Origin of the sequence: Undibacter mobilis (genome assembly GCF_003367195.1) — a bacterium.
Classification (GTDB): domain Bacteria; phylum Pseudomonadota; class Alphaproteobacteria; order Rhizobiales; family Xanthobacteraceae; genus Pseudolabrys; species Pseudolabrys mobilis.
Map to the genome: position 1 here is coordinate 654,645 of NZ_QRGO01000001.1, position 24,894 is coordinate 679,538.

Genomic DNA, 24,894 nt, shown 5'->3' on the forward strand with positions numbered 1-24,894 from the left:
CGCCCGCTATCCTTTCGGCGTGCGCAAGATCAGCACATTGCCGAGCAGCACGGCGGCAAGACCGCAGGCGCCCAAGAGACTCCAGCGATAATCCTCGGCAAAGGTCGAGACCATTAGCGCGACCACGGGATACATGACCGTGGTGTAACCGGTGCGGGCCGCGCCGATGCGGCCAAGCAGGGTGAAATAGACGCCGAAGGCGACGAACGAGCCCAAGATCGATAAATAGGCGAGACCGCCGAGATAAGTGACGCTCCAGTCGATCGTGAACGTCTCGCCGCGCGCCAGCGCCAGCACCGTCACGAAGCTGACGCCATAGGTCATGCCCCACGCCGCCGAGGCGAAAACCGGCAGCCGCCGCCGCTGCGCCGCAACCGACACCATGTTGGCGCTGCAGAACGACAGCGTGCCGCCGAGCGCCAGCAGCAGCCCGAGCATCGCCGTGCCATTGAAACTGAGCCCGCCCAGTTCCGGATAGAACATCGCTGCGACACCGGCGACGCCGAGAACACCGCCGACAACGATGCGGCGCTCGACCCGGGTGCCGAACACCAGCGCACCGAGAATGACGTTGCCGACCGAGGCCAGCGAAAACACGATCGACAGCAGCCCCGACGCCACATGTTGCGCGGCGTAATAAAACAGGATGAAGTTGGTCGAGAAGATCGCGGCGCCGAGCGCAACGAAATAGCGGTGATCCGCGAGCGGAAACCGCAGGCGCTCGCCGCGGGCCATCGCCAGCATGAACATCAACGGCGCGGCAATGGCAAAGCGCCAGATCACCGACACTTCCGGCGCGACCTTGCCGACCTGATAATGCATGGCGATCCAGGAAAAGCCCCAGATCAGCACCGAGGCCGCATAGAGGCCGTAGTCGAGCGGCGTCAACGCCCGCGCGTGAGGCTCGCGAGCAACGGCCGGTTTGCTGATGTCTTGCGGCACAGGTTCAATCTCACAGCGAGGGAATGCCGCTTGTGCCCGTCCTGGCGCCACCGCACAACCCGATTCCCGCGAGCGCGGTGCAAGGCGATCAGGCAGGCCGCGGCCGCAGTACGAGGAATACGCCAATCATGACGCTGACGAGCCCTGCGACGGCCAGCGGCGTCCAGCGATATCCCTCGAGGACCGTCGAGGCGGCCAGTGCCACCACCGGATAAAGCACGGTGCTGTAGCCGGCGCGCGCCGGGCCGATGCGGCCGAGCAGCGTGAAATAGATGGCGAAGCCGGCGAACGACCCAAGCAAGCTGATATAGGCCAGCGAAATCAGATAGGGCGCGCGCAGGTCGATGGTGAATGTCGCGCCCTTGAAGAAAGCCACCACGGCGACAAGGGCAGTGCCGTAGGTCATCGCCCAGGCCAGTGTGGCGAACATCGGCAGCTTGCGGCGCTGTGCCGCGAGCGAGATCATGTTGCCGCCGCAGAACAACAGCGTCGCCAGCAGACCGAGCATAAAGCCGAGGACCGCGCCGCCGTCGAGCCGCAGACCTTGCACCTCCGGAAAGAACATGGCGGCGACGCCGGCCATGCCGAAAAGCCCGCCAACGACGACGCGGCCCTGGATCCGGGTCCGGAAGAAGATCGCGCCCAGCGCGGCGTTAAAGATGGCGGCGAGCGTGAACTGGATCGAGAGCAGCCCCGACGGCACGTGCATCGCCGCATAATAGAACAGCAGATAGTTCATCGAGAACACGGTCAGGCCCAGACCCGCGAAGAAGGCGTGGTCGGACAGGCGGTAGCGCAGACTTTCGCCACGCGCGATGGCGAGAGCGAACATCATCGGCGTGGCGATGAGATAGCGCCAGACGATCGAGACCTCCGGGGCGACCACCCCAACCTGGAAGTGCAGGCAGATCCAGGACAGGCCCCATATCAGTATCGAGGCCGAATAGAGACCGTAGTCCAGTGGCGTCATGGCGTTCTGATATGACGCCGGCCTGGGTTCTCTGTTCTGGGACATCGGATGGGTTTTCGCGGCGAGGACCTGAGCCTTGTGCCGACTTCGCCGGCGTTCGGCAACCCGCCCGTCCCGACAACAGCTATGCGCCGCGGATATCTCAGCAGATATCTGCCGCCGTCGCGCCAAGCACGCGGACGAGATCGGCCGGCGCAAGTTCCACCTGCAGGCCGCGGCGGCCGCCATTGCAGAGAACGGTCGGGAATTGCAACGCCGATTGCTCGATGAACGCCCGCGCTCGTTTCTTCTGGCCGAACGGCGAAATGCCGCCGACGTGATAGCCGGTGATGCGCTCGGCCTCGACCGCGCCCAGCATCGCAGCGCTCTTGGCGCCGGCGGCCGACGCCAACCGTTTCAAGTTCACCTCGCGGTCGGACGGCGCCAACACACAGACGACGTCGTTGCCGGCTTTCGCCATCAAGGTCTTGAGCAGCCGCGCCGGCTCGATGCCCAGCGCTTCGGCCGCCTGCATGCCGATACGCTCGGCATTCGGATCGTACTCATATTCGTGCAGCTTGAAGGCGACCTTGGCCTTCTCAAGCGCGACCGTCGCAGGCGTGGATTTGGCCATCTGAGCAACCTATCTCGGCCTCATCCTGAGGAGCGCTGCTCCCCACCATGAGACGGAGCTAATACATATACTCATCGTAAATGTGATCGACGGAGCCGCCCCACTCGCCGTGGTACTTTTCCAGAAGTTCCTCGGCCGGCGTGATGCCGCGCGCGATCGATTCTTCCAGCGGGCGCAGATAGCGCGTCTCGTCGCGGCCGTTGCGGTCCAATCGTTTGCGGCGGGCGAGCCCGCGCGCCGACACGCGCAGCGTTTCCTGCGCCAATGTCAGCACATTGCGATTGCGGATCTCGGCCTTGAAGCCGAGCTTCGGCACATCGTCGCGCAGCTTCTGCCGCTCTTCGGCCGTCCAGTCCTTGACCATTTGCCAGCAGGCGTCGAGCGCATCGTCATCGTAGAAGATACCGACCCAATAAGCCGACAATGCCGGCAGCCGGCGCCACGGACCGCCATCGGCGCCGCGCATTTCGAGATAACGCTTGAGCCTGACTTCCGGGAAAATCGTCGAGAGATGGTTGGCCCAGTCGGAAATGGTCGGCCGCTCGCCCGGCAGGGCGTCGAGCTTGCCGGCGAAGAAATCGCGGAACGACTTGCCGGAGACGTCAATGTAGCTGTCGCCGCGCTTGACGAAATACATCGGCACGTCGAGCGCGTAATCGACATAGCGCTCGAAGCCCATGCCGTCTTCGAAGGCGAAAGGCAGCATGCCGGCGCGATTGTTGTCGGTGTCGCGCCAGATTTCCGAGCGCGCCGACAGATAGCCGTTCGGACAGCCCTCGGTGAACGGCGAATTGGCAAACAGCGCTGTCGCGACCGGCTGCAGGGCCAGCGACACGCGCAGCTTTTTCACCATGTCGGCTTCGGATGAGAAGTCGAGATTCGATTGCACCGTGCAGGTGCGATACATCATGTCGAGGCCGCGCGTGCCGACCTTCGGCATGTAGTTCGTCATGATCTTGTAGCGGCCCTTCGGCATCACCGGCATGTCGGCGCGCGACCAGGTCGGCGTCATGCCAAGACCGATGAAGCCGATGCCGAGCGGCTTGGCCACCTCGCGCACCTGCGCCAGATGCGCGAACAGCTCAGCGGCGGTCTGGTGGACGTTGTCGAAAGGCGCACCGGAGAGTTCGAACTGGCCGCCCGGTTCCAGCGAGATGGCGCCGCCGCCGGTGACGTCGAACATGCCGATGATGTTATCGCCCTCCATGATCGGCTCCCAGCCGAGCAGACCATGCATGCCGTCAAGCAGCGCGCGGATCGACTGGTGCCCGGCATAGGGCACGGGCTGGTGATCCTTCAACGTGAAGACGAATTTCTCGTGCTCGGTGCCGACGCGGAACTGGCTTGGTGGCTTGCAGCCCGCCTCCAGCCAGGCGACGAGTTCGTCGCGCGTCTCGAGGGGAGTCATGTCGATCTGGTCACGCGCCATCAGGGTAGGTCCGGCAAATTGGGCCGCGAACTAAACATGAGCCGCGCCAAAGGGCAATGTGGAAGGCGGAAGCGAGCCATGCATGGCCGGTTGCGGCCTGCTCAGGCCATCCGCTTGACAGGCGCCGATGACGCCACGCTGGCCGGTAGCAGGAATGTGATGAGCCAGCAGACAACCAGCATAACCGCCGAACCGATCAGGCAGGCCGCGATACCGCCGACCTGATAGAGAAGGCCTGATAGTACAATGCCCATCAGCCGGCCTGTCGCGTTGGCGGCGTAGTAGAAACCGACGTCTTCCGCGGCCTTCTCGGATCCGGCGTAAGCCAGGATCAGGTAGGAGTGCAGCGATGAGTTGACCGCGAAGGGCAAACCGAACAGCGCCAGACCGCAAACCAGTACGATATCGGGGCGCCACAATCCCGGCGTTTGCATCACGACGATCAGGATGATCGGCACCGCGGCGAGAATGGCCGCCCACAGCCGGGCGGCGGGAATTTCACGACTCAAACCATCGGCGCTGCGCGCCACCAATGCCGGCGCGATGGCCTGAATGCCGCCATAGGCGATGGTCCAGGCGGCGAGAAAGCCGCCGACTTCAAGAAAGCGCCAGCCGCTGGCATAGAGAAAAACGGGAAGGCCGACGACGAACCAAACATCGCGCGCGCCGAACATGAAGATGCGCGCCGCCGCCAGGAGATTGACCCCGCGCGACTTGCCGAAAAGCTCCTTCATGCTCTTGGATGATTTGGCCTTGCCAAGCGTGCGCGGCAGCGACACCAGACCGACAACGAGAATGACCGCGAGCAGCGCAGCCATCAGCCAGAGCGCGGACCGGAAGCCGACCAGTTCAAGCAACAGGCCGCCCACGAAGAAGCCGACGCCTTTCATCGCGTTCTTCGAGCCGGTAAACCAAGCGACCCAGCGAAACAACTGACCGCTGCCCTCGGCGGAGGTCGCCTTGATCGCCGACTTCGATGCCGTCTTGGTCACGTCCTTGGCGACGCCGGCGATGCCCTGCGCGGCAACGACCCAGGCCACCGACGCGGCCGCGCTCCAGCCGGGATCGAGCAGCGACAGCATGATGAGGCCGGCAATCTGCAGCGACTGACCGACCGCAAGCATGCGCGGAATGCCGAACCGCGACGCCAGCCAGCCGCCCGCCAGATTGGCGGCAATGCCGGCGGCCTCGTAAAGCAGAAACAGGAAAGCAAGGGCGAACGGCGTGTATCCGAGCCTGAAGAAATGCAGAAGCACCAGCATTCGCAAGGCGCCATCGACGAGCGTGAAGACCCAATAGGACGCCGTGACGATGAGGTAGTTTCTGACCATCAGCCTCAGGCTCCGGCCCTGGACACGATGTTGGCAAGGTCCACCATGCGGCAGGCATAGCCGACTTCGTTGTCGTACCACGCATACACCTTCAGCAGCGTGTCGTCGGTCACCATCGTGCTCAAGGCGTCCACGATCGAACTGCGCGGATCGTTATTGTAATCGGCCGACACCAGCGGCCGCTCCTCAAAACCGAGGATGCCGGCAAGCGGCCCGGCCGCGGCGGCGGCAAAAAGATCGTTGACCTCGCGCACGGTGGTCGGCCGCGCCAGTTCGAAAACGCAATCGGTCAGGCTCGAGTTCAGCACCGGAACGCGGACGGCGTGGCCGTTCAGCTTGCCCGTCAATTCGGGATAGATCAGCGCGATCGCGGTCGCGCTGCCCGTCGTGGTCGGCTGCATCGACAGCATGGCCGAACGTGCGCGGCGCAGGTCCTTGTGCGGGGCATCGACGACAACATTGGTGTTGGTCGGATCGTGAATAGTCGTGATCTGTCCATGGCGAATGCCGATCGCCTCGTGAATGACCTTGACGACCGGCGCCAGGCAATTGGTGGTGCAGGACGCGGCGGTGAGCAGACGATGGCGCCCGGGATCATAGAGATGATCGTTGATGCCGACGACGACATTGAGCGCCCGCTCGTCCTTCACAGGAGCGGCGACGATGACGCGCTTCACGCCGCGATCGAAATAAGCTTGCAGTTGCTCCGGTTTGAGAAATTTGCCGGTGCATTCGAGCACGATATCGCAACCGAGATCGCCCCAGGCGATATCGCCGGGCTGGGCCGCCTCGCTGAAGCCCAGCCGCCTGCCATCGACGACGATCGCCTTCTCGTCTTCCACCGCGAAGGACGCGTGCCATCGGCCATGGATGCTGTCGAACTCCAGGAGATGCGCGGTCGCGGAAACGCCGCCCTTGAGTTCGTTGACATGCACGACATCGAGCCGGTTGTCGGCCCGCGGATCGTCGGGACCGCGCCGAATGCCGCCAAGCGCGGCCCGCAGCGCGAGCCGGCCGATGCGGCCCATGCCGTTAATTCCGATAGCCATGACACGAATCTCCCGGTCCTAGGCGCGCGCGGTGTCGCCGATTTCGTCGAGCCGGAGCCCGAGCGCGATCTTGTCCAGCGATGTGAACGGCAGGCTCGTGAAGGCTTCGAGGCGACGTCGGATCATGGCGTAGAGTTCGTTGAGCAGCGTCGCCCGCTCGGTCGCTGTACCGGTGAACTTGGCCGGATCCGGCAAGGGCCATGCGGCGGTCATCGCCTTGTTGCCGAAATCCGGACAGACCTGCCCTTGCAGCGTGTCGCAAAGCGCAATGACGAAATCCATGCGCGGCGCGTCGGGCCCGGTGAATTCGTTCCAGGACTTGCTGCGCAGATTGCTGACATCGTGTCCGAGCGCCTTCAGACGATCGATCACTTCGGGCATCGGATGCGCGGCCGGCTCAGAGCCGGCCGAATAGGCGTTGAAGCGCCCCTTGCCGATCTTTTGCAGCAAGGCCTCGGCCATGATCGAGCGGGCTGAATTCTGCGTGCAAAGAAAAAGCACATTGAACGCAGGCGTCTGTGTGTTCTGTTCCATGTCATCGACCTCTTCAGGAATGAGCCGCGCGAGATCGCCGCAGATTTCCGGCCGCCCGTTGCAGCAATCGGTGGCCAGAAATCGGATGAGTTCACGAAAGGTCCGAAGATCGGCTCGGTATTTCATCAATCGGCCGTCACGTTCGACGGTGACGAGGCCGGCGCGATGAAGAACCGACAGATGCGTGGACATCGTGTTGTGCGGCACCTCGCAGGTGCTGGATATCTCGCCGGCTGCCAGACCGTCCGGATGGGCGGCGATGAGCATGCGAAAAACCTTCAGCCGCGTCGTTTGCGCGAGCGCTGCGAAGACGGCTTCGGCTTCCTCAATATCCATATGTCGAGACATATCGACATATTATGACAGAGGCACGACAGGAGCAAGGCCCTGAAGTCACGAACGACCGATAACACGGTAAAGTACCGTCAGAACGTGCAAATCCGGCCCTGTTGTTTGATCGGCCCAGGCGGGCCGGCTTCCCCTTTTTCCATGTCCCCGAAGGGATGGAGCGCCGGGAGGCGCCAAGGGGTTTGCGAGACCCCTTTTTGGGCTTCCCTTGCGATCGGGAAGCCCGCACGCCGGACCGAAGCAGGTTTGCGAGACCTGCTCCGTGGCGCGCGCGCCGTGGCGCTTCGGGTTTGCGAGGCCCGACGCGGCGGCGCTGCGCCTCCCGGCGCTCCACCATCGGATCGGCAACGCGCCGGCCCGATTGTCACGAGGCGCACTGTCGGCGCCCCGCCCTTCCCGCCCGGCCCCGGCGCGTCATGACGGCGCCGGACCAAGCGGAGAGGGATTTAGGAAAATAGTCTATTGCTGCAGTCTATCAAGACTAAATTCCTTGACACGGGCCGCCAGCCTTTCCGCACAGCCAGTTCCCAATCTGTTCTTGCCATCGCGGCGGCATGCTCTATGCATCCGCCCATGCAGTTCACCCCCCATCAGGACGACGCCCTGAAGGCCGTCGCCGCCTGGCTCAAGGCCAAGCCGGGCACCGGCTCGACGCCGCAGATTTTCCGGCTGTTCGGCTATGCCGGGACCGGCAAGACCACGCTCGCCACCCATCTCGCCGACGCCGTCGATGGCGAGGTGAAGTTCGCCGCCTTCACCGGCAAAGCGGCATCCGTGATGCGCGGCAAGGGCTGCCGCGGCGCCACCACCATTCATTCGCTGATCTACCGTGCGCGGGAGAGCGGCGAGGAAATCCCCAGCTTCGATCTGTGGGACGAAGCGCCGGCCTCCAAGGCCTCGCTCATCATCATCGACGAATGCTCGATGGTCGATGCCGAGCTCGGCCGCGACCTGCTCTCCTTCGGCGTGCCGCTGCTGGTGCTGGGCGATCCAGCGCAGTTGCCCCCGATCACGACAGGCGCCAATGGCGGCGGCTTCTTCACCGAGCATGAGCCCGATGTGATGCTCACGGAGGTCCACCGCCAGGCGCAGGACAATCCAATCATCCGCCTGTCGATGGAAATCCGCGCCGGCGAATATCTCGAGCCCGGCCGCTATGGCGAGACCGAGGTGGTGCTGAAGGGCGAACTCGATCCGCAGCGCGTGCTGGACGCCGATCAAGTACTGGTCGGCCGCAACAACACAAGGCGCGCCTATAACCAGCGCATGCGCGAGCGCCGCGGCTTCAAGGATCCCATGCCGGAAGCCGGTGACAAGCTGGTGTGCCTGCGCAACAACCGCAAGAAAGCGCTGTTCAATGGCGGGCTATGGAGCGTGAAGGAGCGCGGCGGCCGCAAGACCGGCATCATGACCTTGCGCCTGATGCCCGACGACGAGACCGCGACGCGCGGCGTCAAGGTGTCGGTGCGGCCGGAATGCTTCACCGGCGGTATCGAGCAGATCGACTGGCCGCGCCGCAAGCCCTATGACGAATTCGACTATGGCTACGTGCTCACCGTGCACAAGGCGCAGGGCTCGCAGTGGGACGACGTCGTGCTGTTCGACGAGAGCTTTGCATTCCAGGAATCGCGCCAGCGCTGGCTCTACACCGGCATCACCCGCGCCGCGAAGCGGCTGACGGTGGTGATGTGAAAAGGCGGCAGCCTCGTCAAAAAATGAGACGCACAGCCTAGCCGTGTTCCTTTGACGACTTTTCCATCGCCGGCGCGGATGCCACGCTGTCCGCTGAAGAGCCTCCCGGCGATTCCACTCCGGTTGTTGTGACGAGGGCCCGCCCATGGAACCGATCATCGACGCGCATCACCACATCTGGCGCCACGCCGATCAGCCGTGGCTGCAGGGCCCGGCCGTGCCGCGCATCTTTGGCGAATACGAAAAGCTGCGGCGCGATTATCCGGTCGAAGATTTCCTTGCCGATCTCAATGGCACCGGCGTCGTCAAATCGGTTTATGTGCAGACCAACTGGCTGCCGGGCCGCGAGATCGAGGAAGTCGAATACGTGCAGGAAGCCGCCAGCCGCAGCGGCTGGCCGCACGCCATCGTGTCCTTCGTCAACTTGCAGAACGAGGATGCGCCGCAGGTGATGGCGGCGCAGGCCAAGGCGTCACCGCTGATGCGCGGCGTGCGCCAGCAACTGCACTGGCACGCCAACCCGCAATACAAATTCGCACCGACGCCAGACCAGATGAACACGCCGATGTTCCGTAAGAACTTCGCGCGGCTCGAGGAGCGTGGCTGGCTGTTCGAACTGCAGGTGTTCGCTTCGCAAATGGCCGACGGCGCGGCCTTGGCCAAGGCCTTTCCCGGCACCACCATCGTGCTGGAGCACGCCGGCATGCTGGAGGACCGCTCGCCGGACGGCCGCAAAACCTGGCGCGAAGGCATGAAGCGGCTGGCCGATCAGCCCAACATGCACACCAAGTTTTCCGGGCTCGGCACCTTCATCCGCAAGAACGACCCGCAGCACATCGCCGACATCGTCGGCGAGACGCTGGAATTGTTCGGCGCGCAGCGTTGCGTGTGGGGCTCGAACTTCCCGGTCGAGAGCCTGTGGACCGATTACGCCTCGATCGTCACCGCGATCCGCGCCGCGCTGGCTTCATCTTCGGAAGCCGACCGTCGCGCCGTGCTGCATGACACGGCGAAGCGGCTGTATCGGCTGTAGTCCCATTGTCATCCCCCGCGAAAGCGGGGGACGACGGCGTGAGAATTACGCCGCCTTCTTCTTCGGGGCGAAGCGGGTGTGGAAGCTCTCGCCCTTCTCGGCCATCTCGATGAGCTGCTTGCCCGGGGCGAAGCGCTTGCCGAACTTGGCTTCCAGCTTCTTGCACAAGGCGACGAATTTCTTCGTGCCCATCATGTCGATGTAGGACAGCGCGCCGCCGGTGAAGGGCGCAAAGCCCCAGCCGAGGATCGAACCAACATCGGCCTCGCGCACATCCGTCACAACATGTTCCTCGAACGTACGCGCGGCTTCCACCGCTTGCGCGACGAGAAAGCGCTGCTTGAGTTCCTCGACGTCGATGGCTTCGACCTGCTCGCGCGACAGTTTCTTCGGCGAGAGTTCAGCAAGGCCCGGCCACAGTTTCTTCGGCTGCCCTTGCGGATAGTCGTAGAAACCCTTGCCGTTCTTGCGGCCGAAGCGGCCTTCCTTCTCGACCAGATCCTCCAGCAGCTTCTTCTGCGCCGGCGGCACGATGCCGGCGCCAAGATCGGCTTCGGTCGCACGCAGAATCTTGAGGCCGAGATCGACGCCGGTTTCATCGTTCAGCGACAACGGCCCGACCGGCATGCCGGCCATGCGCGCGCTGTTCTCGATCATCGCCGCCGGGATGCCCTCGAGGAACATCAGGTGACTTTCCTGGATGTAGGCGAGCACGCAGCGGTTGGCATAGAAGCCGCGCGTGTCGTTGACCACGATCGGCGTCTTGCGAATGGCGCGGATGAAATCGAGCGCGGTGGCAAGCGCCGCATCCCCAGTCTCTTTGCCCATGATGACCTCGACCAGCATCATGCGATCGACTGGCGAGAAAAAGTGGATGCCGATAAAGCGCTTCGGCTCCTTGAATTCGGCCGCCAGCGAAGTGATCGGCAGGGTCGAGGTGTTGGAGGCGAAGATGGCCTTGTCGCCGATCACGGCCTCGATCTTCTTGATGACGTCGGCCTTGACCTTGCGGTCCTCGAACACGGCTTCGATGATCAGATCGCAGTCTTTCAGAGTCGCGTAGTCCGCGGTCGCCGTGATCTTCTCGAGCAACGCGTCGCGCTCGGCGCCCTTCATGCGGCCTTTCATGACGCGGTCCGACATCGCCTTGTGCAGGCCGGCCTTGCCTTTGTCGGCGGTTTCCTGGTCGCGATCGACCAGCACGACGTTCAGGCCGGCGGCGGCCGACACCTGCGCAATGCCGGCGCCCATGAAGCCGGCGCCGACCACGCCGATTTTCTTCAGGTTCGTCGCCGGCACATTGGCCGGGCGGCGCGCACCCTTGTTGAGGTCCTGCATGTTCACGAACAATGTGCGGATCATGGCTGCCGCTTCCGGCGAGCGCAGGATCTTGGCGAAGTGGCGCGACTCGACGCGTAGCGCGGTGTCGATGTCGAGCTGCAGGCCCTCATAGACCACCTGCATGATGGCGCGCGCGGCCGGATAATTGTCGTAGGTTTCGCGGCGATAAATGGCATTGGCCGGCGGGAAGGTCATCATGCCGGCCTTGGAGTAAACAAGCCCGCCGGGGAATTTGTAGCCTTTCACATCCCACGGCGCTTCCGCCTTGCCGCCGGCCTTGATCCACGCCTTGGCGGTCTCGACAAGCTTGTCCTGCGGCACGACATTGTCGACGAGCTTCATCGCCTTGGCGCGATCGACCTTGAGCTGGTCGCCCTTGAGCAGAAATTGCAGTGCGTCCGCCGGCGGCAGAATGCGCACGACGCGCTGCGTGCCTCCGGCGCCGGGGAACAGGCCGACCTTGATTTCCGGCAGGCCGAGCCGCGTCTTCGGGTTGTCGGCAGCGACACGATGATGACAGGCAAGCGCCAGTTCGAAGCCGCCGCCCATCGCCGTGCCGTTCAGCGCGCAGACCCATGGCTTGCCGCTTTTCTCGAGGCGGCGATACAGCTGCGACAGCTTCGAGCTCTCGTCATACACATATTGCGCGGCGGCAACCTCGCCTTCCTTTTTCACCTTGTCGGCGTAGATGGCGCCCATGCTCTCCAGCATGGTGAGGTCGGCACCGCCGCAGAAAGCCTCCTTGCCGGAGGTGATGACCGCGCCCTTGATCGCGGCGTCGCTCGCCACCTTGTCGACCAGCCCGGACAGCTCACCGATCACGTCGAGGGTGATGACGTTCATCGAACGGTCCGGCATGTCCCAGGTGATGAGCGCGATGCCGTCGCCGTCGATGTCGAGCTTGAAAGCGGTCATTGTGCGTTTCTCCGGGGTGGTCGTTTCGTCAGTACGGCGTGCCGTCGCGATGCAGGACGCGGACGGCGGTGCCGTCGCGTTCGAATTTCAGGTCGTAGCCGGGATAATGCGCGCGTTCGCTCGGCGCCCTAGTGCCGACTTCAAGCAGCACCACGTCGCTTTGCGAGCGGTTGATGATGGCATGGCCATTGGCAACGCCGGCCTTGAAGCCGGCGCAGTCGCCGGGGCCAAGAATGGTCTCGCCGGCGTTCTCGATCAGCACGCATTCGCCCATGAGGATAAAGACGAACTCGTCCTCGTTTTCGTGCCAGTGCCGCACCGAGGTCGAAGCGCCCGGTTCGAGCCGAGTCATGTTGACACCGAACTGGGTGAGGCCGGCGCCATTGCTCAGCGGCGTCTTGTGACGCCCGGCGCAGATGTGCTGGAACGCCGCCGGATACATCGCCGACCCCTTGCGCGTCTCAAGCTTCGACACATCGATCTTCGGCATTGCGTCTCCTCAGCCCCTGTTCGGGCAAGCTCGATATCGATCGGCCGCCCCATTCTTCGAGACGCGCGCCTGCGGCGCGCTCCTCAGGATAAGGCGGAATTCTCTAGACCCGCTCGATGATCGTCGCCGTACCCATGCCGACGCCGATGCAGAGCGTGATCAGTGCGGTTTCCTTGCCGGTGCGTTCCAGTTCGTCGAGCACAGTGCCAAGGATCATCGCACCCGTAGCGCCGAGCGGATGGCCCATGGCGATGGCGCCGCCATTGACGTTGATCTTGTCGTGCGGAATGTCGAAGGCCTGCATGTAGCGCAGCACCACCGAAGCAAAGGCTTCGTTCAATTCGAACAGATCGATGTCGCCGATCGACATGCCGGCGCGCTTCAATACCTTCTCGGTCACCGGCACCGGGCCGGTGAGCATAATCGACGGCTCGGAGCCAATATTGGCGAAGGCCTTGATGCGCGCGCGCGGCTTGAGGCCGTTCTTCTTGCCGGCTTCGGCATTACCGATCAGCACCGCAGCGGCGCCATCAACGATGCCGGAGGAGTTGCCCGGCGTGTGGACGTGGTTGATCGACTCGAATTCGGGGTAACGCTGGATCGCCACCGCATCGAAGCCGCCCATCTCACCCATCTGCACGAAGGACGCATTGAGCGAGGCCAGCGTCTGCATCGTCGTCGACGGACGCATGTGCTCGTCCTTGTCGAGGATGGTCAGCCCGTTGACGTCCTTGACCGGGATCACGGACTTCTTGAAGCGACCTTCATCCCAGGAGCGACCGGTGCGCTTCTGGCTTTCGACGGCATAGGCATCAACGTCGTCGCGCGAGAAGCCGTATTTGGTCGCGATCAGGTCGGCCGAAATGCCCTGCGGCACGAAATAGGACTTGAGCGCGATCGACGGATCGACCGGCCAGGCACCGCCGGAGGCACCGATGCCGACGCGGCTCATCGATTCGACACCGCCGCCGATGGTCATGTCGTGCTGGCCGGACATCACCTCGGCCGCGGCGAAGTTCACCGCATCGAGGCCCGAAGCACAGAAACGGTTGATCTGGATGCCCGGTACCTTGTCGCCGAAACCGGACATGATCGCGGCCACGCGGGCGATATCGCCGCCGGCCTCGCCGACCGGATCGACGCAGCCGAGCACGACGTCGTCGATGGCCTCGGGCGCGTCCAGCTTGTTGCGCTCCTTGATGGCGCTGAGCGCCTGCGCCGCCAGATTGAGCGCGGTGACTTCGTGCAGCGCGCCATCGGACTTGCCGCGGCCGCGCGGGGTGCGGACGGCGTCATAGATGAATGCGTCGGGCATTGCGTTCTCCCTTGTCATTCCGGGGCGCGCCGCAGGCGCGAACCGGAATCCAGCGACAAATCGTTGGCATTTCCTGCGGCTCTGGATTCCGGGCTCGCTCGCTGTGCGAGCGCCCCGGAATGACGGAGCTACAAACTGCGCGCGATCAGCAACTTCATGATCTCGTTCGTCCCTGCATAGATACGCAGCACGCGGGCATCGCGGTAGAGGCGCGAGATCGGATATTCGTCCATGAAACCGTAGCCGCCGAACAGCTGCAGGCAGCGGTCGAGCAACTGGCCGAGCGTGTCGGTAAGGCGATATTTGGCCATCGAGGCGGTCACGGTGTCGAGCTTGCCTTCGATGTGCTGACCAATGCAATGGTCGAGGAAGACCTTGGCGATGGTGGCGTCAGTTTTGCAAGCGGCGAGTTCGAACTGGGTGTTCTGGAACTCGATGATCGCCTTGCCGAAGGCCTTGCGGCTCTTGACGTAGTCAATCGTCAAGGCGAGCGCGCGTTCCATCATGGCGACGGCGTTGACGGCGACAATCAGCCGCTCCTGGGGCAATTCCTTCATGAGCTGATAGAAGCCCTGCCCGGTTTCGGTGCCGAGCAGATTTTCGGCCGGCAGCTTGACGTCGTCGAAGAACAGTTCGGATGTATCGGCCGCATCCATGCCGAGCTTCTGCAGCTTGCGGCCGCGTCGAAAGCCGGGTGCGTTGTCGGTCTCGACCACCATCAGCGACACGCCCTTCGAGCCGGCCGCCGGATCGGTTTTGGCGACGACAATGATGAGGTTGGCGTGCTGACCATTGGTGATGAAGGTCTTGGAGCCGTTGAGCACGTAGCCGTTGCCCGACTTCTCCGCCTTGGTGCGCACGCCCTGCAGGTCGGAGCCGGTGCCCGGCTCGGTCATGGCGATGGCGCCGATCATTTCGCCGGAAGCGAGCTTGGGCAGCCAGCGCTGCTTCTGCTCTTCGGTGCCGTAGTGAAGGATGTAGGGCGCGACGATGCCGGAATGCAGCGGCGCACCGAAGGAGTCGAAACCGCCGAGCGAGTATTCGCGGTAGATGACCGCCTCATGACCGAAATTGCCGCCGGCACCGCCGTACTCTTCGGGCATCGAAGCGCCGAGCAGACCGGCTTCGCCGGCCTTGGTCCAGACATCGCGCGGATAGATACCGGCCTCGTGCCAGGCATCGAGATGCGGGGCATATTCGTCGGCGACAAAGCGGCGGGCCTGCTCTTCGAGCAGGACCAGATCCTCCGTCATCCATGACGGGCGAGGCAGATTGAGCGCTTCCATGGGCAGCACGTCCCGGCGAGTCGTTATGTTTGCCGGAAAGAATAGAGGGCCGGACGACCGGGCGCGAGGGCATTCCGACCCCAAACATGCGCGAAAAATAGTTCGGGCGGAGACCCCAAGGCCCCCGCCCGAACGGTATTGCTTCGCGTTACCCGGTATTTACTTCGCCGGGTCCTTGACCTTGTCGACCTTGTCGAACTCGACGTTCTGGTTGACGCCGTTCACCTTCTCGACACGGCGGATGTAGACCGTCTGCACGATGTCGCGGGTTTCCGGGTCGATCGAGATCGGGCCGCGCGGGCTCTCCCAGGCCATGCCCTTGGCGGCGGCGATGAGGCTGTCGCCGTCGGCCTTGCCGCCGGTCTTCTTCAGCGCTTCGTAGATCAGGTGCATGCCGTCCCAGCCGCCGACCGAGAACATGTCGGGGTTGCGCTTGAACTCGGCATTGTAGGCCTTCACGAAGTCGTCGTTCATCTTCGACTTATGCTCCCAGCCGTAGTGGAGCACAGTGATGATGCCGAGCGCCGCATCGCCCATGTTCTTGAGCGTCACGTCGTCCATGGTGAGTTCGCCCTGGCCCATGACCTTGATCTTCTTGGGATCGACGCCGCGCTCCTGGAGCGCCTTGGCGATCGCAACCGGCTGCGCGCCGCCCGGAATGAAGATGAACACGGATTCCGGATTGAGATCCTTCATGCGCTGCACGAAGGCCGAGAAGTCCGGGTTCGCCACGGGCATACGCACCGAACCGACGATATCGCCGCCGGCCGACTTGAAGCCCTTGTGGAACCAGGTTTCGGCATCGATGCCCGGACCATAGTCGGAGACCATGGTGTAGGCCTTCTTCACGCCGTTCTTGGCCGCCCATTTGCCGAGCGTGTCTTCGAGCTGCGGAATGGTGACCGAGGTGCGGGCGATGTAGGGCGACTTGGTGGTGACGATCGAAGTCGCCGCGTTCATGACCACCATGAACTTCTTGGCTTCTTCCGAAGGACCGGCGGCGCCGAGCGCTTCCGGCGTCAGCGTGAAGCCGGCGATGATGTCGACATTGTCACGAACGATCAGTTCCTGCGCCAGACGCTTGGCAACATCCGGGTTCGGACCGCCAGTGTCCTTACGGATGATCTCGATCTTCTTGCCGGCGACCGTGTCGCCGTGCTGCTTGACGTAGAGCTTGACGGCATTGTCCATCTGCGCCGCGGTGTCGGCGAACTGACCGGAATAGGCCATGATCAAGCCGATCTTGACGGTGCCTTGTGCAGAGGCCGAGGATGCGGCCGACGCAGCCAGGAGCGCGGCCGCCAAAAGCAGACCTGTCTTCTTCATCAAAAAATCCTCCCCAAGAGCCGCTCGGTTGAAAGACGGCTTCCTCCCAAAATAGCGACCTTTCCGACGTTCGTCACGCCTTTAGCCGCGCGCCCACCTGATGGAATGCCCCAGCATGCTTAAATTCTCCGTCTTCGATCATCTCGACAGCAGCGGCGCACCGTTGGGCACGTTCTTCGAGGAGCGACTTCGGCTTGTCGAGACCATCGAACGGAGCGGATTTTCCGGCTATCACCTGGCCGAGCATCATTCGACGCCGCTCGGTCTCGCCGCGAGCCCCAGCGTTTTCCTGGCCGCAGCGATCCAGCGCACGCGAACGCTGCGGCTGGGGCCGCTGGTTTATGTGCTGCCGCTCTACCATCCGCTGCGGGTTTACGAAGAGATCTGCATGCTCGACCACATGAGCGGCGGCCGTCTCATGGTTGGAGTGGGCCGCGGCGGCGCGCTGGTCGAACATGAACGCTATGGGATTGATCCCACCAATGCCTCGGCACTCTATCACGAGGCTTTCGCGGTGTTGATGCGCGCCTTTGACAGCGACGTCGTCGACTTCGAAGGCACGTTCTTCACCTTCAAGGATTACGTCGTACAGGCCAAGCCTGTGCAACGGCCGCACCCGCCGCTGTGGTACGGTGCGCCGAGCCCGGATGCGATCGCATGGGCTGTGCCGAAATCGATCAATGTCGTCTCGCTCGGCCCGGCCGAGCGCGCCAAGGCAATCAGCGACCGATACCGCAAAGACTGGCACGCGCTGGGCCGCGATGATGCTGCACTGCCGCATATCGGCATCACGCGGCATGTCGTGGTTGCCGATACCGATGCGGATGCGCAGCGCATTGCCGAGGCGGCCTACGCCACCTGGCGGCAGTCCATGGACTGGCTGTGGCGGCACGCGGGCCAGGATTTCACGCTGAAGGCGATCTATCCGCAGACCTTTGCCGAGCTTGCCGCCATCGGCCACGGCATTGCCGGCTCGCCGACCACCGTGCGCGACTATATGGCGGAACTCGAGCGCGAGGCCGGCGTGAACTATGTGCTGTGCCAGATGGTGTTCGGCGATATGACTTACGCTGATGCAACCCATTCGATTGATTTGTTTGCCAAAGAAGTGATGCCGGCGTTTCGGTAAATTTATTCGCGTGCTAACACGCGTCATCGCCTTGCCGGGTGCCGACACCATGAATGCCATCGCAGACGCTGCAACTCACGGCGTCGAATCGCCTTACGCTTGGCGGCGACTTGCCGCCGGCCTGACGCTCAGCACGCTGGGCGGTGTCGGCATGTGGTCGGTCGTGGTGGCGCTGCCGGCGATGCAGGCCGATTTCGGCGTCGACCGCGCTTCGGCGTCGGTCCCGTTCACCTTGACCATGGTCGGTTTCGGCCTCGGCAACATCGTCATGGGACGGCTCGCCGACCGCTTCGGCATCGCCTTGCCGATGATGCTTGGCACGGTGCTGCTCAGCCTCGGTTACGTGCTGACCGGACTGGCCGGTGCGTTGTGGCAGGTCTCGCTCCTGCACGGTGCGCTGATCGGCTTCGGCTCCTCGACATTGTTCGGCCCGCTGATGGCGGACATGTCGCACTGGTTCTCCAAACGCCGCGGCCGCGCGGTGGCGATTGCCGCGACCGGCAATTATCTGGCCGGCGCGTTCTGGCCGCTGGTGGTCTCGCACTTCATCGAATCGAGCGGCTGGCGCGCCACCCATATCGGCATCGGCATTTTCCTCATCGTTGCCATGACCCCGCTGATCCTGGTGATGCGGCGCCGTCTGGTCGAAGGCCACAGCGACGCCACCACCAGCGGCGACGCCCGCCGCCGGGCCGAAAGTCCGTTCTCACCGCGCACGCTGCAGATCCTGCTCTGCATCGCCGGCGTTGCCTGTTGCGTGGCAATGGCGATGCCGCAGGTGCATCTCGTCGCCTATTGCAGCGATCTCGGCTATGGAGCGGCGCGCGGCGCCGAAATGCTCTCGGCCATGCTGGCGCTCGGCATCATCAGCCGTGTCGGCTCCGGCTTCATCGCCGACAAAATCGGCGGCGTGCGCACGCTGCTGATCGGCTCTCTGGCGCAGGGCGTCGCGCTATTTCTCTATTTGCCGTTCAACGGGCTTTACTCGCTCTATGTGATCTCGGCGATGTTCGGCCTGTTCCAGGGCGGCATCGTGCCGAGCTATGCGATCATCGTGCGAGAATATTTTTCGCCAAAGGAAGCGAGCACGCGCGTCGGGCTCGTCATCTTCTCGACCGTCATCGGCATGGCGGTCGGCGGCTGGATGTCCGGCAAGATCTTCGATCTCACCGGCTCATATCAGGCGGCCTTCCTGAACGGCATCGCGTTCAACGCGATCAATGTCACGATCATGCTGTGGCTGCTGTTCCGGTCGAGCCGCCCTCGGCCGGCATTGGCAGCCGCCTGACCGGGCGCCCCGGATAAAGCACCGCGCCAACCTGTTGGCTCCCCCGGAGCTGCAGCTCAGAACGCTTCCGCCGGCAATTCCATCGTCGAGGCGGCGCCCGCCTGAATGCGCGCGAGCCGCGTTGCCGTTTCAGGCATCATGCGTTCCATGAAGAAGCGCGCGGTCACGAGCTTGGCGTTGAAGCGCGCGGCATCGCCGCCGCTCTTCAGTTTGGCGTTCGCCGCATCGGCGATCTGGCACCACATATAACCCAGCGCGACAAGGCCGAAGAGATGCAGATAATCGGTGGCGCCAGCACCCGCATTGTCCGGCTTGGCCATCGCATTCTGCATGAACCACATCGACGCCTGCTGCAGGTGGCCTGACCCCTGTCCGAGCGCGGTGACCAAAGGCTTCATGGTCTCGTCGGCGCTCTTCTCCTTGGCATAGGCGCCGAGCTCGCCGAGGAAGGCCATCAGCGCGCGGCCACCATCCTTGCCGAGCTTGCGGCCGACGAGATCCATCGCCTGCACACCATTGGCACCTTCGTAGATCATGGCGATGCGGGCATCGCGCACGAACTGCTCCATGCCATGTTCGGCGATGTAGCCATGACCGCCATACAACTGCTGCGCCGACACGGTATTGGCAAACCCGACGTCCGTCATCACACCCTTGATCACCGGCGTCATCAGGCCGAGCGCGTCGTCAGCGGCCTGGCGTTCCTTCGCGTCGCCGGAGCGATGTGCGACATCGCTCTTGAGGCCGGCCCACAACACCAGAGCGCGCGCCGCTTCATTGAAGGCGCGCATGGTCATCAAGGTACGGCGCACGTCGGGATGCACGATGATCGGATCGGCTGGCTTGTCGGGAAACTTGGCGCCGGTGATGGCGCGGCCCTGCAGGCGTTCCTTGGCGTAGACGACGGCGTTCTGATAGGCGACCTCGGATAGCGCGAGCCCCTGAATGCCGACGCCGAGCCGCGCCTCGTTCATCATCACGAACATGGCGTTGAGGCCGCGATTCTCCTCGCCGACCAGCCAGCCCGTGGCACTGTCGTAGTTCATCACGCAAGTCGAGTTGCCGTGAATGCCCATCTTCTCTTCGAGCGAGCCGCAGGACACGCCGTTACGCGCGCCGATCGCGCCATCGTCGCCGACCATGAACTTCGGCACCACGAACAGCGAAATGCCCTTCGTGCCGGCGGGCGCGCCTTCGATGCGCGCCAGCACCAGATGGATAATGTTGTCGGAGAGATCGTGCTCGCCGGCCGAAATAAAGATCTTGGTGCCGGTGATCTTGTAAGAGCCGTCGCCCTGCTTCACTGCCTTGGTGCGGAGCAGACCGAGATCCGTGCCGCAGTGCGGCTCGGTGAGATTCATGGTGCCGGTCCAGACGCCCTCGATCATCTTCGGCAGATATTTCTGTTTGATCGCATCGTTGGCGTGGACGATCAGCGCGGCGATCGCGCCCTGCGTCAGGCCGGGATACATGGCGAAGGCCATATTGGCCGAGCAGAAATATTCATTGACGATTTCCGTCAGCGTCATCGGCAGACCCTGGCCGCCGAATTCCTGCGGCGCGGAGATGCCGATCCAGCCGCCCTCGACGATCTGCTTGTAGGCGTCCTTGAAACCGGCCGGCGTCGTCACGCTGCCGTCGGCTGAGCGCTTGCAGCCTTCCTTGTCGCCGACGCGGTTAAGTGGGGTCAGCACGTCCTCGGACAGCTTGGCCGCCTCGCGCAGGATCGCCTCGATGACGTCGGGCGAAGCGTCCGAAAAGCCCGGCAGATTGCCGTAGCGCTCGATGTGAAAGACGTCGTTGAGCAGGAACAGCGCGTCGTCGACAGGCGCTTTATAGGTCGGCATCGTAATCTCCCCAGCATTCGGCCGTGGGCGACACAGCGCCCTTGTGACATGGACCGGCTCGTTTCAGGTCGCTCAACGGCAGCTAAGTGTCGGCCCGGGCGGTGCCAAGGCGGAATCAGAAGGCGGAATCAAAACCCGTCACGGCCATTTTGCCGCAGCCGATTTACGACCGCATTAAAGGAACCGCCGGTCCGGAACCGGCCGGCTCGCCCGCGGCAATTCCTAACGAAAATCCAGCACTTCGACCGGATGTTAACCCGCTATTTACCGTAAGCGGCAAAAAGTCGGCAGGTGGCCCAAAGCGGGCCCGGTGGTCGTTCCCCGGCGCAATCCGGCTTTTGTCTCGACGAGAGCCGGTCCCCTTACGCCTCCACCTCGACGTTGGGTGTGAGAATGAAATTCGGTGTCCCGTGGAGTGTCAAAGGCATTCGCCCGGAAGCCCGCGAGACAGCCAAAGAGGCGGCTCGCCGGTCCGGCATGCCTTTGGGCGAATGGCTGAATTCGGTCATTCTCCAACAGGCGGGAGACTTTGACGACGAAGACGCCTATGGCGCCCAAGACATGTCCTCCGTTCATGAACGGCTGGACGACATCACCCGAAGGCTCGACCAGTTCTCCCGTAAAGGCCCCGAAGCCTATGCGCCGCGCCGCAATCGCGAGGCGGCCGCCGGCCCCAGCAACGACCAGCTCGTCCAGCTGATCTCCCGGCTCGACCAGCGAATCGAACAACTCGCCCAGCTGCCGCGCATAATGGCGCCCTACGCGCCGCCGCTCGCGCCGCAAGCCCCCGCCTGGCCCCATCCGCCGCAAATGCCGCCGCAGACGGCGCGGCCGGCAATGCCACAACAACCCGGGATGCCGCTCGGCCTCGACCGGGCCGCCGCCGATATTGCCGCCCGCCAGCGCAGCCTCAATAGCGGCGTCCCCGGCGCGCCGCGGCCGGCGCCGATGGCCCCGCCGGCCCAGCCGCTGCCGCACGTTGTCACCGCGCCGGCGGCGCCCGCTTACATGCCGCAGGTGCCGACGCAGGACCTGTCCGGCCTCGAAGAACATCTCAAGCAGATCACCGACCAGATCGAGACCTTGCGCCGCCCCGGCGTCGAGGACGCCATCAACGCGCTGCGCGCCGAACTCGGCGATATCGGCCGGGCGCTGAACGATGCCATGCCGCGCCAGGCGATCGACGCCATCGAGCGGCAGATCCAGGGCCTGACCCAGCGCATCGCCGAAGGCCGGCAGAATGGCGGCGATGCCGGTGCACTGGGCGGCATCGAACATGGCCTTGCCGAGGTGCGCGACGCGTTGCGCGGGCTGACCCCGGCCGAGAACCTGGTCGGCTTCAACGATGCGGTGGACGGCCTCACCCACAAGATCGACATGATCGTGGCCCGCCGCGATCCGGAAATGCTCGGCCAGCTCGAGCGCGCCATCACCACCTTGCGCGAGATGACCGGCCACGTCGCCTCGAACGACGCGATCAGCCGCCTCGCGGCGCAAGTTGCCGAACTGGGCGACAAGGTCGATCACTTCGCGCAAGGCGGCGCCAGCGACGCGCTCAACAGCCTCGAGCACCGCATCAGCGCGCTCGCCGATGCACTGGCCACGCGCTCGCAGAACGGCGCCGCCGTGCCGCCGCGCCTGGAAGCGCTGGTCGAGTCGCTCACCGACAAGATCGAGCTGATCCAGCAGTCGCGCGGCGACAACGTCGCCGTCGGTCATCTCGAAGATCAGATCGTCGCGCTGGTGAAACGGCTCGACGCGTCGGATTCGCGGCTCGGCCACCTCGAAGCCATCGAACGCGGCCTCGGCGACCTTCTCGTCCATATCGAGGAGATGCGCGCCAACAAGTCTTCCGGCGCAGTCCGCGAGGATGGCGAGCCTGCGGTCTCACAATTGCAGCAGCAGCTTGCGCGCACGCAGTCGGCGCTCGATGCGATGCATGGCACACTCGGCATCGTGGTCGATCGCCTGGCCACCATCGAGAAGGGCGTGCGCGAGCCGCGGCCCGCCGCCTATGACGAGACGATGGAGCTGACGCAGCCGGTCGGCCGCATCGCCGCCCGCGTCGTTGCCGACGACCCGGCGCCTGTCCCTCAGCCTGCCCCGCCGCACGCCCCACAGCGCATGGAAGCGCCGCAACAGCAGGAGCCTGCGCGGCTCCCGGCACGGCCCTATCCGCAGCAGCCGGCCGCCGAACTGGCCGCCGCCCTCGCGCCACAGCCCGCCGCCAGACCCGCGCCGCAACCGCCCCAACAGCCGGCCCCGCAACAACCCGCCGCCCGCCGCCTGCCGCAGGCGCCGCGCCTGCCGATCAATCCCGATCTGCCGCCCGACATGCCGATCGAGCCAGGATCGGCGCCGCCGCGTTTCGCCGCCAGCCATGCCGCGCGCATTGCCGCCTCCGAGGCCGCTCTCGGCGGCGCGCGCCCGAACGCCAACGCCGAACCGGACGGCAAATCCGGTTTCATTGCCGCCGCCCGCCGTGCGGCACAGGCCGCGATGAAGTCGTCCAAACCGCGGGCGCCCGAGCCCGACCTGCAGGAATATGCGGCGGCCGACGAAGAAGCGGCGCCATCGCTGCGCACCTCGGTGATGAAGAAGATCAAGTCGGTCTTCATCGCCGCCAGCCTCGTCGCCATCGTCATTGGCGGCATCCAGATCGCCAGCAAGTTCTACGATTTCGGCACGTCGTCGCACACCGCGCAGAATGCCGCCAAGCCGAGCGCCAATCCCGGCGATGCCGCGCCGCCGCAGACGGCCGCCGAGGACCCGCTGGTCACGCATTCACTGACCGCGCCGATCAAGCCGCTTGATGGCTCGGGCTATGTGACCGGCACGACGCCGAGCACCGGTCCGATCCGCAATGTCACGCCGGGTTTGATGCCCGGTAACAACGGTTCGCTGTTCTCCGCGCCGCTGCTCAATCCGCCACCGAGCACCGCGCCGGGCAACGACGTCACCGGCAGCATTCCGCCGCGCGCGCCCAAGGCGAAGGCCGTGAGCCCCTATGGCGACGCCGAGCTGCCGATCGCCATCGGCAGCACCCGGCTGCGCGAAGCAGCCATGGGTGGCGACGCGGCTGCGGCCTACGAAGTCGCACAGCGCTTTGCCGAAGGCCGCGGCGTTGCCGCCAATGCCGAGGAAGCTGCACGCTGGTTCGAGCGTGCCGCCGGCAAGGGCCTCGTCCCGGCGCAATTCCGCTTTGCCAGCATGCTGGAGAAGGGCCACGGCGCTAAAAAGAACCTCGGCCAGGCGCGCAAGCTCTACCTCGCCGCCGCCGGCAAGGGCCACGCCAAGGCCATGCATAACCTCGCCGTACTGTACGCCGAAGGCATCGACGGCCGGCCGGACTACGCCACTGCGGCGCAATGGTTCCGCAAGGCGGCCGACCTCGGCGTCGCCGACAGCCAGTACAATCTTGGCATTCTCTGTGCCCGCGGGCTCGGCATGGAAAAGAGCTTTATCGACGCCTATCAGTGGTTCGCGCTGGCCGCCGCGCAGGGCGACCGCGAAGCCGCCAAGAAGCGTGACGAAATCGCCAGCCGCCTCGAACCGGACGAACTCGCCACCGCTCAGGCTGCGGTCAAGACGTTCACGGCCAAGCCGCAGCCCGCCGAAGCGACCGCCGTTCCAGCGCCGCGCGGCGGCTGGGACGACAACGGCAATGCCGAAAGCCCCGCTGCCGCTCCGGTCCCCGGTCCGGTGAGCAAGCCTCAACCCAAGCCGCCGGCCTCGCGCGCCGCGGCCGCCGGTCCGCTCAACCTCGGCAGCATGGGACGGAATTAAGTTTAAATCCGCGAAAGCAGTGACGTCGCAGCGCCAGGGGTGTTCAATCGCGACGAATCGCGCGAAGACGTGCGCGTGTCACGAAACATCGTCACGATGGATCCGGGCCCCGGGACCGCACCGCGCGCCTCACTTAGACCCGGATCGAAAGCTACGCGTGCCTGGCACGCGATCCGCGGCGGCGACGGCCGCCGGCGCGGAGCTCGCTTCCGACCAACGCCCTGAACGCC

General features: G+C 64.4%; 18 protein-coding genes. 5 read left to right on the forward strand and 13 right to left on the reverse strand.

Translation table 11 applies throughout. The features are described from left to right. Positions 1 to 6: 6 nt before the first annotated feature. The 7 genes from DXH78_RS03120 to DXH78_RS03150 all read right to left on the reverse strand — a co-directional run bounded on the left by DXH78_RS03120 (position 7) and on the right by DXH78_RS03150 (position 7,216). Positions 7 to 942 carry a DMT family transporter gene (locus DXH78_RS03120; RefSeq protein ID WP_245416715.1) on the reverse strand — a complete coding sequence of 312 codons (936 nt, stop codon included), beginning with the start codon at positions 940 to 942 and terminating at the stop codon, positions 7 to 9. Positions 943 to 1,030: 88 nt separating this feature from the next. After that, positions 1,031 to 1,912, reverse strand: a complete 882-nt coding sequence (locus tag DXH78_RS03125; RefSeq protein WP_115515689.1) for a DMT family transporter — start codon at positions 1,910 to 1,912, stop codon at positions 1,031 to 1,033. A 142-nt stretch (positions 1,913 to 2,054) separates the two neighbouring features. Beyond that, positions 2,055 to 2,525 (reverse strand): Cys-tRNA(Pro) deacylase, encoded by a 471-nt coding sequence (gene ybaK, locus DXH78_RS03130; RefSeq protein ID WP_115515690.1) that lies wholly within the window; start codon positions 2,523 to 2,525, stop codon positions 2,055 to 2,057. A 58-nt stretch (positions 2,526 to 2,583) separates the two neighbouring features. After that, positions 2,584 to 3,954: a glutamate--cysteine ligase gene (locus DXH78_RS03135; RefSeq protein WP_115515691.1), complete on the reverse strand. Its 1,371-nt coding sequence runs from the start codon at positions 3,952 to 3,954 to the stop codon at positions 2,584 to 2,586. 101 nt (positions 3,955 to 4,055) lie between these two features. Beyond that, entirely contained in the window at positions 4,056 to 5,285 is a 1,230-nt protein-coding gene (gene arsJ / locus DXH78_RS03140; protein ID WP_115515692.1) for an organoarsenical effux MFS transporter ArsJ, read from the reverse strand. A 5-nt stretch (positions 5,286 to 5,290) separates the two neighbouring features. After that, the gene (locus tag DXH78_RS03145) at positions 5,291 to 6,334 is read right to left on the reverse strand and encodes an ArsJ-associated glyceraldehyde-3-phosphate dehydrogenase (protein ID WP_115515693.1); all 1,044 of its coding nucleotides are present in this window, start codon (positions 6,332 to 6,334) and stop codon (positions 5,291 to 5,293) included. 18 nt (positions 6,335 to 6,352) lie between these two features. Beyond that, on the reverse strand, positions 6,353 to 7,216 hold the full coding sequence (locus DXH78_RS03150; protein WP_210209501.1) for a metalloregulator ArsR/SmtB family transcription factor: 864 nt from the start codon (positions 7,214 to 7,216) through the stop codon (positions 6,353 to 6,355). Between the two features lie 573 nt (positions 7,217 to 7,789). Here DXH78_RS03150 and DXH78_RS03155 point away from each other — a divergent pair. Beyond that, a complete protein-coding gene (locus DXH78_RS03155; protein WP_115517695.1) occupies positions 7,790 to 8,908 on the forward strand; it encodes an ATP-dependent DNA helicase in 1,119 nt (372 codons plus the stop codon). 145 nt (positions 8,909 to 9,053) lie between these two features. Continuing rightward, positions 9,054 to 9,941 (forward strand): amidohydrolase family protein, encoded by an 888-nt coding sequence (locus DXH78_RS03160; RefSeq protein WP_115515695.1) that lies wholly within the window; start codon positions 9,054 to 9,056, stop codon positions 9,939 to 9,941. A gap of 45 nt (positions 9,942 to 9,986) precedes the next feature. Here DXH78_RS03160 and DXH78_RS03165 read toward each other — a convergent pair whose 3' ends face one another. From DXH78_RS03165 to DXH78_RS03185, 5 genes are all read right to left on the reverse strand, one after another. Next, the gene (locus tag DXH78_RS03165) at positions 9,987 to 12,197 is read right to left on the reverse strand and encodes a 3-hydroxyacyl-CoA dehydrogenase NAD-binding domain-containing protein (RefSeq protein WP_115515696.1); all 2,211 of its coding nucleotides are present in this window, start codon (positions 12,195 to 12,197) and stop codon (positions 9,987 to 9,989) included. A gap of 28 nt (positions 12,198 to 12,225) precedes the next feature. After that, on the reverse strand, positions 12,226 to 12,687 hold the full coding sequence (locus tag DXH78_RS03170; protein ID WP_115515697.1) for a cupin domain-containing protein: 462 nt from the start codon (positions 12,685 to 12,687) through the stop codon (positions 12,226 to 12,228). A 103-nt stretch (positions 12,688 to 12,790) separates the two neighbouring features. Further along, entirely contained in the window at positions 12,791 to 14,002 is a 1,212-nt protein-coding gene (locus tag DXH78_RS03175; protein ID WP_115515698.1) for an acetyl-CoA C-acetyltransferase, read from the reverse strand. A 128-nt stretch (positions 14,003 to 14,130) separates the two neighbouring features. Beyond that, entirely contained in the window at positions 14,131 to 15,288 is a 1,158-nt protein-coding gene (locus DXH78_RS03180; protein WP_115515699.1) for an acyl-CoA dehydrogenase family protein, read from the reverse strand. 159 nt (positions 15,289 to 15,447) lie between these two features. Then, positions 15,448 to 16,614 carry an ABC transporter substrate-binding protein gene (locus DXH78_RS03185; protein WP_115515700.1) on the reverse strand — a complete coding sequence of 389 codons (1,167 nt, stop codon included), beginning with the start codon at positions 16,612 to 16,614 and terminating at the stop codon, positions 15,448 to 15,450. A 115-nt stretch (positions 16,615 to 16,729) separates the two neighbouring features. Between DXH78_RS03185 and DXH78_RS03190 the strand changes: the two genes are divergently transcribed. Together DXH78_RS03190 and DXH78_RS03195 are read left to right on the forward strand one after the other, a co-directional pair. After that, positions 16,730 to 17,743, forward strand: coding sequence for an LLM class flavin-dependent oxidoreductase (locus tag DXH78_RS03190; RefSeq protein ID WP_168192691.1), 1,014 nt, complete (start codon positions 16,730 to 16,732; stop codon positions 17,741 to 17,743). 49 nt (positions 17,744 to 17,792) lie between these two features. Continuing rightward, entirely contained in the window at positions 17,793 to 19,031 is a 1,239-nt protein-coding gene (locus tag DXH78_RS03195) for an MFS transporter (RefSeq protein ID WP_115517696.1), read from the forward strand. Between the two features lie 56 nt (positions 19,032 to 19,087). On the opposite strand, the gene DXH78_RS03200 is transcribed toward DXH78_RS03195, so the two are convergent. Further along, complete coding sequence (locus DXH78_RS03200) at positions 19,088 to 20,878, reverse strand: acyl-CoA dehydrogenase C-terminal domain-containing protein (RefSeq protein ID WP_115515702.1); 1,791 nt, start codon at positions 20,876 to 20,878, stop codon at positions 19,088 to 19,090. A gap of 393 nt (positions 20,879 to 21,271) precedes the next feature. On the opposite strand from DXH78_RS03200, the gene DXH78_RS03205 reads away from it, so the two are divergent. After that, on the forward strand, positions 21,272 to 24,664 hold the full coding sequence (locus tag DXH78_RS03205) for a tetratricopeptide repeat protein (protein WP_115515703.1): 3,393 nt from the start codon (positions 21,272 to 21,274) through the stop codon (positions 24,662 to 24,664). The last annotated feature ends 230 nt before the right edge of the window (positions 24,665 to 24,894 follow it).

Coding starts and splice junctions, on each gene's coding strand:
- DXH78_RS03175 (WP_115515698.1), bottom strand. CDS start 14,002: ATGCCCGACGCATTCATCTATGACGCCGTCCGCACCCCGCGCGGCCGC.
- DXH78_RS03180 (WP_115515699.1), bottom strand. CDS start 15,288: ATGGAAGCGCTCAATCTGCCTCGCCCGTCATGGATGACGGAGGATCTG.
- DXH78_RS03135 (WP_115515691.1), bottom strand. CDS start 3,954: ATGGCGCGTGACCAGATCGACATGACTCCCCTCGAGACGCGCGACGAA.
- DXH78_RS03165 (WP_115515696.1), bottom strand. CDS start 12,197: ATGACCGCTTTCAAGCTCGACATCGACGGCGACGGCATCGCGCTCATC.
- DXH78_RS03160 (WP_115515695.1), top strand. CDS start 9,054: ATGGAACCGATCATCGACGCGCATCACCACATCTGGCGCCACGCCGAT.
- DXH78_RS03200 (WP_115515702.1), bottom strand. CDS start 20,878: ATGCCGACCTATAAAGCGCCTGTCGACGACGCGCTGTTCCTGCTCAAC.
- DXH78_RS03145 (WP_115515693.1), bottom strand. CDS start 6,334: ATGGCTATCGGAATTAACGGCATGGGCCGCATCGGCCGGCTCGCGCTG.
- ybaK (WP_115515690.1), bottom strand. CDS start 2,525: ATGGCCAAATCCACGCCTGCGACGGTCGCGCTTGAGAAGGCCAAGGTC.
- DXH78_RS03155 (WP_115517695.1), top strand. CDS start 7,790: ATGCAGTTCACCCCCCATCAGGACGACGCCCTGAAGGCCGTCGCCGCC.
- DXH78_RS03170 (WP_115515697.1), bottom strand. CDS start 12,687: ATGCCGAAGATCGATGTGTCGAAGCTTGAGACGCGCAAGGGGTCGGCG.
- DXH78_RS03190 (WP_168192691.1), top strand. CDS start 16,730: ATGCTTAAATTCTCCGTCTTCGATCATCTCGACAGCAGCGGCGCACCG.
- DXH78_RS03125 (WP_115515689.1), bottom strand. CDS start 1,912: ATGACGCCACTGGACTACGGTCTCTATTCGGCCTCGATACTGATATGG.
- DXH78_RS03205 (WP_115515703.1), top strand. CDS start 21,272: ATGAAATTCGGTGTCCCGTGGAGTGTCAAAGGCATTCGCCCGGAAGCC.
- DXH78_RS03185 (WP_115515700.1), bottom strand. CDS start 16,614: ATGAAGAAGACAGGTCTGCTTTTGGCGGCCGCGCTCCTGGCTGCGTCG.
- arsJ (WP_115515692.1), bottom strand. CDS start 5,285: ATGGTCAGAAACTACCTCATCGTCACGGCGTCCTATTGGGTCTTCACG.
- DXH78_RS03150 (WP_210209501.1), bottom strand. CDS start 7,216: ATGTCTCGACATATGGATATTGAGGAAGCCGAAGCCGTCTTCGCAGCG.
- DXH78_RS03195 (WP_115517696.1), top strand. CDS start 17,793: ATGAATGCCATCGCAGACGCTGCAACTCACGGCGTCGAATCGCCTTAC.